Genomic DNA, 7,338 nt, shown 5'->3' on the forward strand with positions numbered 1-7,338 from the left:
AAGCTTTCTTAAAGAAAAAAAGTTCGACAATAAAGCAAAATGCCCATCCAATTGGCTTCATAATTAGGGCCATAGCATAAGCTCCTGGTTTATTGAATCCGTCTATCACAAAGAATAACCCAATAAGCATGCTGAGTAAAATATTCCAGAGCAATAATGGCTTATAGACTAAAAGGGATTTTTTAAGGAGCGCAATAGACATGTTTAAAGATATAGAATTAATACATAAGCTCCGTAAGCAAAAAAAGGACCGACAATTTGTCGATCCTTTTAAATATTCTAAATATTCTATTTGAAAAATCTCTTAACCTAAATAAGATTTTAGGATTTTACTTCTAGAAGTATGACGTAAACGTTGTAACGCTTTATCCTTAATCTGTCTAACACGCTCGCGAGTTAAGTTAAATTTTTCTCCAATTTCTTCAAGAGATAATGGATGATTAGAACCTAAGCCAAAGAATAAAACGATGATTTCTCTTTCTCTCTCTGTTAAGGTAGATAAAGAACGTTTAATTTCCTCTGATAAAGACTCGTTAATCAACGAACTATCAGTATTTGGCTCATGGTTTTCCAATACATCCAATAACGTATTTTCTTCACCTTGAACAAATGGAGCATCCATCGAAACGTGACGGCCAGAGTTACTCAAAGTGTCAGAGATTTTATCAACTGTAGTTTCTAAAATATCTGCCAATTCTTCTGGAGAAGGTTCGCGTTCAAATTCTTGCTCTAATTTAGAGAAGGCTTTACTGATTTTACTTAATGAACCAACTTGGTTTAAAGGTAAACGAACAATACGACTTTGCTCAGCAATTGCTTGCAAAATAGATTGGCGGATCCACCAAACGGCGTAAGAAATAAATTTAAAACCTTTAGTCTCATCAAAACGCTTAGCGGCTTTAATTAAACCTAAGTTTCCTTCGTTGATTAAATCTCCTAAAGTTAAACCTTGATTTTGGTATTGTTTTGCAACAGAAACAACGAAACGTAAATTGGTTTTGGTAAGTCGCTCTAATGCAGCTTGGTCACCCTCACGAATCTTCCTTGCTAAAATTACTTCCTCTTCTGCTGTTATTAAATCTACTTTACCAATTTCATGTAAGTATTTATCTAACGATTGACTTTCACGGTTGGTAATGGATTGCGTTATCTTGAGTTGTCTCATTTATACGTATTGTGTGCTCTTTAATTATTGAGTGTGCAAAGCTACGAAATTGTATAGCAATTTGAAAGGATAAAATGCTGAAAATGTAGGTGTTTGCATAAGTATTATACAGTTTTACTTACAACAAAAATCATTCCAATAAAGTTTTTGACATTATTTTGTTAGATAAAGGTATTATAATTGATTAACGAATATAATTTATTGTAAATCAATAAATATATTATGATTTATAATAAATAATTATTTATGTTTGACCTGTAAATAATTAAATAAATATGACGATTGCCAATTTTCTGTATCAGGATATAAAAAACTTTGGTTCAGATTCTTGAAGGATTTTTGAGGCTAAGAACTTTTGTCAGATTTTATTAAAAACTAATTAATTGATCACCGTAATTTTTATTAAATGAAAACGCAGATAAAATTTATAAAACTAGCTTACTTGGTTATCTTAACTTTAACCTTCGCTTTTGGATTTATTTATGGTGGTAGGGAAAGTTTTGAAGAAGGATATAATGAGGCCTCAAACATCGAAGGAAGCAAGAAGTTGTCACCTATGCTTATAAAAGCTAATAATCCATTGTTTTTAAATCTCAAAGATCACGTTTCGGGTGATTCTCTAAATCTTAATATTAGTTATTTAGCCGACGTGCGAGTATTTAAAAAGTCGCAAGATACCACTAGTCTTCTAGACGCTTTATCATTTTTAAAAGGTTGTATATTGTTAATCATTACATTTTTTGCTTTACGGGTATTGGTATATCTGTATAGATTTATCGATTCGATTCAGCGTGGAGATGTTTTTAGCACAGAAAATATTAAACGCTTATCCTTGATGGGGTATTATTGTATGAGTATTCCTTTTGTAATACTTGGTTTAGATTTAATAACCTATACCATAAATAAAAGTTTTTTTAAAAATCTTCCCTACAAGGTCGTTTATCAAGGTGATTTTGACTTTTGGCTTTTAATTTTTGGTCTAACGCTTTTAACTATTGCCTTTGTTTTTAAAAAGGGTATTGAAATTAAGCAAGAAAATGATTTAACTATTTAACTTTACATCATCCCATGCCAATAATTATAAATTTAGATGTAATGTTAGCCCGTCGCAAAATGTCGCTCACCGAGTTAAGTGATCGGGTTGGGATTACAATGTCAAACTTATCTATCCTTAAAACAGGTAAAGCAAAAGCGGTTCGTTTAGAAACATTGGAGGCCATTTGCAAGGCTCTCGAATGCCAGCCGGGAGATATTCTCGAATTTCGTGCAGATTAACTTACGACGTTTCGATGGGGAGAATGAGGCATAACTTCGTAAGTTTAGTTGGGAAGTGATTTTGCCAAGAACAATTTACCCAAGTTAAATAAACCTGATAAAACGAAAATACTTTTTGTTGATTACATCTAAAATCTCGGGTGACATAAACAAAAAGATTGGAGGGATAGCAGGACTATCGAAGCCGAGGAACACAGAACCCTGATTTTCCAAATTGTATTATTTTGATGGGGTCTTATGGGGTTATAGTAACCATCACGTTATTGCGAGGTATGGAGCAATCCTAATGATTTCACGATTAAATCCGTAGTAAGATTGCTTCGTGCCTCGCAATGACGAGAAAAGTAGAGAAACAAAAAAACCTTCCAGTTCGCACTGAAAGGTTTTAATACTTTATAATTGTGCTCTAAGCTAATTACGCTTGTTCAGCCAATACTTTAGTTACTAAATCTGCAGCTTCTTTTAAAGCAATTGCCGAATAAACTTTAAGTCCAGACTCATCAATTAATTTTTTAGCTTCTACAGCGTTTGTACCTTGTAAACGGCAGATAATCGGAACAGGAATGTCGCCAATTTCTTGGTAAGCATCAATAACGCCTTGTGCAACGCGATCGCAACGAACAATACCACCGAAAATATTAATTAAAATTGCTTTAACATTTTTGTCTTTCAAAATAATATTGAAAGCCGCTTTAACTGTTTGTGCGTTTGCAGTTCCACCAACATCTAAAAAGTTAGCGGGCTCACCACCAGCCAATTTAATAATATCCATAGTTGCCATTGCTAAACCAGCACCGTTAACCATACAACCTACGTTACCATCAAGGTTAACGAAGTTTAGGTTACTTGCGCTAGCTTCAACTTCCATTGGATCTTCTTCCATCGTATCACGCATTGATGCGTAATCTTTATGGCGGAATAAAGCATTTTCATCTAAATCAACTTTCGCATCAACAGCAATAATTTTATCATCACTAGTTTTTAATACCGGATTGATTTCGAACATTGCAGAATCAGTTGCGTCATAAGCTTTATACAAAGCAGTTACAAATTTAACCATTTCTTTATGTGCAACACCGCTAAGCCCTAATTTGAAAGCTATTTTACGAGCTTGGAAACCTTGTAAACCAACTTTAGGATCTATATCTTCCTTAAAAATTAAATGTGGCGTATGCTCAGCAACTTCTTCTATATCCATACCACCTTCGGTACTGTACATAATAATGTTACGACCTTTTGCACGATCCAACAACACCGAAACATAGAATTCTTTAGTTTCTGAAGCACCTGGATAATAAACATCCTGAGCAACTAAAATCTTACTCACCAATTTACCTTCTGGTCCGGTTTGAGGGGTAACCAATTGCATCCCAATAATATCGGTGGCACGTTGTTTAACTTCCTCTAAGTTTTTGGCTAATTTTACACCACCACCTTTACCGCGTCCACCTGCATGGATTTGCGCTTTAATTACAACCCAATCAGAGTTATAATCAATTTTCAGTTGCTTGGCGGCCTCAACAGCTTGCTCCGGAGTATCGGCAACAATTCCTTCTTGAACGTTAACACCGAAACTTTTTAATATTTGTTTACCCTGGTATTCGTGAATATTCATTTGCTACAAAATTTGCCCAAAGCTACAATTTCAAACCCTTTAAACAAATAGCAAATGCCGATTTTTTCGAGAAAATGAACGTTTTATGTTAATCGGTAAATACAGCCCCGCCAACGCTACAATCTTTTTATTTCTAGAGTTGACAACTTTAATAGCAAACGGGACAGAAAGTCGTCAGCTCTTACCGAATAAAAAGTATTTCCGCTTATCTCGGGTTTATTTTTCAAAAATTGTAGTTCTTGGCAAATTGGTTCCGGCAGGGTTTTAAAGAACTAACTTCCAGCAAATGGAGTTCCGAAGATCCAACTGCCAGTTCTGCCCAGATTAGAAACAGTGCTAATAGAATCACCAAAAGTAATATCGTTCTAAAAGTACCAATTTTCATATTTCTAATTACAAGCTCTGTCGCCAAACCCGTGCTTAACAACAATATTCCGGCAGTAATAAAATCCGTTGGAGTCCATTTTACTTCGCTTGTAAACTGCATAGCGATTAATGGTATGCTCAAGATTAAAGCTGTAACGATTAAAATAATTGTAATTCTACGCTTCGAGGAGCTGAGTAATTCTTGATTTTTCATGATGTTCATATTAATGGTTTTGTATAAAAAATACTTAACCCTTGCTTTCCCGATGCAAGCATCGGGAATAAACTAAATCCAACAAAAGTTTAGCAAAGGCGAGCGGTTAATTATAAAAGGATTTGATTTTTAACAGATTTAAGTATTCTATCTTTTTCTTATAAATTAAAATAGCAAGGAGTAATAATAACACGATGTAAAAATTAGGCTCATCCATTCTTTGGGTATCTTCATCAGGGTCTAAATTTTTGTTTCCCGATAAAATTTGTTCCTGCTTTTTTTTCAAGGCCATTTTTTGCGCTTCATTTTCTACAACTATATAGGAAGTTAGTGGACATAAAATACCTGTTCGCATACTCGCTTTTATTATCTCCAAGTGAGAATTATCCGTTGATGATTTTTTGGTCAGATTTTTTAACCACTTCCCTTGTAGATTTAAGCCTAATAACCAAACATTTTTATCGTCAATTAAGTCTTTCTCATTTTCATCAGATGTTAAAATGATTGATGGTTGATCATCATTAGCCAAATAGTTTATCCCATTCGGCAACATTAAAACACCCTTGTTTTCCATTACTGATGTTTTGTTAACCCTGTTTTTAGGATTTGAGATTAATGAATGTTCCCATAATTCATTCGCTTCATCGAGCTCATAAAAATTATCAGATTCAGGAAAGGCCATCCTATAATCAGCAAAATCACTTTGAACAATACTATTTTTAATACTATCTGTAACTGAAATAATTATTGGAAATGAATGAGGTTTAGTATCGTAATCATTGATCAGGATCTTTTTTATTGCACCTTCCAAATAATAACCACCATCAAATGTTTTTTCTGTCAACTGTTTTTTCCAGTCGTGGCTATAAGAGATTTCATTAACAACGGAATTGGTGAAATCAAGTTTTACACGCTCTGGATTAATTTTATTATCTACAACAAACTTTTCAATCCTGTTATAATAGCTTGATTTCTTTCGATCTTTATTTTTTGAAATATCAATTATGAAATGGTATTCTGGTGTTCTTTTAACTAATTTAAGTTTTGCCTTTTCAACTTTGGGAATATAAGCGGCCCCATTTATGGATTGGGTTTTGATATTATTATTATCGATTTTATTTCCAAGCTCAACGGTGTGCCCATCAATTACAATAATTAAAGGCTCTTTATGAATGAGTTCCATTCCACTTTTTCTTGTTTCTTGAGCAGAAAAAGGAAATATTTTAAAGGCAACTTTATTCCCGGTTAAATAATACAAAATGCCAGGATCACGATTTTCATTTCTTATCTGAGAAAAAACCCACATTGCCGATTTTTTTTCAGCCAATAAGCCATATTCTTTCCTGTTGCCAATGTTTAGGTAATAATTAGTTATCCAGCAACCATTGGGAAGGTTAAGGGTGGTTTCAAAGCTTGCTAAGTTTGTATTTTCAGGATTAGTGATTTCTAAATCGATATTACTTTTCCAAATCTGTTGTTTAATATCGAATATGCTTGTGGTTTTTATTTTCGATATTTTAGCTTTTGCAGAAAAGGGCTCAACAAAAGCTACTTCTGGTTTTTCCGTTCCTTCAAAAATTGCTGTTAAGGTGTTTATTTTGGTTTCGGATAAAACCATATTATCTAACACCAACCAATTGTAGTAAGCACTTAAGAACGGAATATTTCCATCGGAAGCGCCACGATTTCTGCCTTTATTCTGCTCAATAGTTTTAAGTGTAGCCAATAAAGATTTCTTATTTATTTTATAATTTTTTGAATAATTGGGATTATAAACATATTCCAATGCAGAGTTAAGAATATATTTATCCCTTAAATAGACACTCGATAAGGCAATTGGAATAACCAAAATCGATAAACAAACAGCTATATTTAATTTGAGTGAAGTGTAGGTTTGTTTCAGTATAATAAATTCACTGTACAATTCATTGCTCTGAAAAATGAATAAAAATAATGGACTAAGCATTAAAAAACCGATTCCAATGGCTACAACTGCAACAACAGCCAACGGTAAAAAAGGAAGAAATACAAGAAAGAAGTATAAGGTATAGGGAAAACATACGCAGAGCCCAATAAATCTAAATAGTCTAAATTTTATATTTTTAAAGTTTGGTAAGCAAATTAAAATCCCATTTATTAAAGCAATAACAAAGAACCAAATATTGCTGAAGTCACCAAAAATAGAATTACCGATTCCATAATGCGATGAAAGTAAACCACTATTAAAGAGCAAGCCTAAAATTGGAAGAATAATGCTGAATAAAAATTTGAAATAAACTTTAAATTTTAGCAACGTTTGAGATTTCAGATTAATGAGGATATAGATACCTCTGCAGATAAAAAAGAGGAATAATATTGATGCAATTATTGATAGAATTATTAATGTGTGCAAACCAAAATTACTTTCTGTTCTTTGCCATAGGGGAAGGATAATTTGTATAAACACATATCCCAACAAAGGAATAGAAATGCCATATAAGAAACTTAGCCAGGCAGATGATGATTTGCTTTTTTTGCTGGAATAAATAATCAAAATAAACAAAGAATGGATCAAAGTGGGCATCAAAAAAGTACCTGGGTATAAAATGGTATCTACATTAATCATCCATCTAGCAATTGAAAATGGAATTAACGTTTCCGCTTCGCCACCATAAAAATATAAGCTTACAGAATAAATAACCAGAGTTGCCAAACCGTAAGAAA

At 33.1% G+C, this 7,338-nt stretch carries 6 protein-coding genes; 2 read left to right on the forward strand and 4 right to left on the reverse strand.

The annotated features are described in order from the left end of the window. Positions 1-304: 304 nt before the first annotated feature. On the reverse strand, positions 305-1,165 hold the full coding sequence (locus H7U22_RS06275; RefSeq protein ID WP_187070491.1) for a sigma-70 family RNA polymerase sigma factor: 861 nt from the start codon (positions 1,163-1,165) through the stop codon (positions 305-307). Between the two features lie 406 nt (positions 1,166-1,571). On the opposite strand from H7U22_RS06275, the gene H7U22_RS06280 reads away from it, so the two are divergent. Both H7U22_RS06280 and H7U22_RS06285 read left to right on the forward strand, forming a co-directional pair. After that, the gene (locus H7U22_RS06280) at positions 1,572-2,219 is read left to right on the forward strand and encodes a DUF2975 domain-containing protein (protein WP_187070492.1); all 648 of its coding nucleotides are present in this window, start codon (positions 1,572-1,574) and stop codon (positions 2,217-2,219) included. A 14-nt stretch (positions 2,220-2,233) separates the two neighbouring features. Further along, complete coding sequence (locus H7U22_RS06285; RefSeq protein ID WP_187070493.1) at positions 2,234-2,440, forward strand: helix-turn-helix domain-containing protein; 207 nt, start codon at positions 2,234-2,236, stop codon at positions 2,438-2,440. A 415-nt stretch (positions 2,441-2,855) separates the two neighbouring features. On the opposite strand, the gene sucC is transcribed toward H7U22_RS06285, so the two are convergent. From sucC to H7U22_RS06300, 3 genes are all read right to left on the reverse strand, one after another. Further along, the gene (gene sucC / locus H7U22_RS06290; RefSeq protein WP_187070494.1) at positions 2,856-4,055 is read right to left on the reverse strand and encodes an ADP-forming succinate--CoA ligase subunit beta; all 1,200 of its coding nucleotides are present in this window, start codon (positions 4,053-4,055) and stop codon (positions 2,856-2,858) included. A 223-nt stretch (positions 4,056-4,278) separates the two neighbouring features. After that, entirely contained in the window at positions 4,279-4,635 is a 357-nt protein-coding gene (locus H7U22_RS06295; protein ID WP_222621805.1) for a hypothetical protein, read from the reverse strand. 106 nt (positions 4,636-4,741) lie between these two features. Next, positions 4,742-7,338: MSEP-CTERM sorting domain-containing protein (locus tag H7U22_RS06300; protein ID WP_187070495.1), on the reverse strand; the 2,597-nt coding region annotated here is incomplete at its 5' end.

Origin of the sequence: Pedobacter fastidiosus, from assembly GCF_014306625.1 — a bacterium.
GTDB lineage: Bacteria > Bacteroidota > Bacteroidia > Sphingobacteriales > Sphingobacteriaceae > Pedobacter > Pedobacter fastidiosus.

Bases quoted from the DNA above. Each gene is read 5' to 3' on its own strand.
- H7U22_RS06275 (WP_187070491.1), bottom strand. From the start codon at position 1,165: ATGAGACAACTCAAGATAACGCAATCCATTACCAACCGTGAAAGTCAA.
- H7U22_RS06280 (WP_187070492.1), top strand. From the start codon at position 1,572: ATGAAAACGCAGATAAAATTTATAAAACTAGCTTACTTGGTTATCTTA.
- H7U22_RS06285 (WP_187070493.1), top strand. From the start codon at position 2,234: ATGCCAATAATTATAAATTTAGATGTAATGTTAGCCCGTCGCAAAATG.
- sucC (WP_187070494.1), bottom strand. From the start codon at position 4,055: ATGAATATTCACGAATACCAGGGTAAACAAATATTAAAAAGTTTCGGT.
- H7U22_RS06295 (WP_222621805.1), bottom strand. From the start codon at position 4,635: ATGAAAAATCAAGAATTACTCAGCTCCTCGAAGCGTAGAATTACAATT.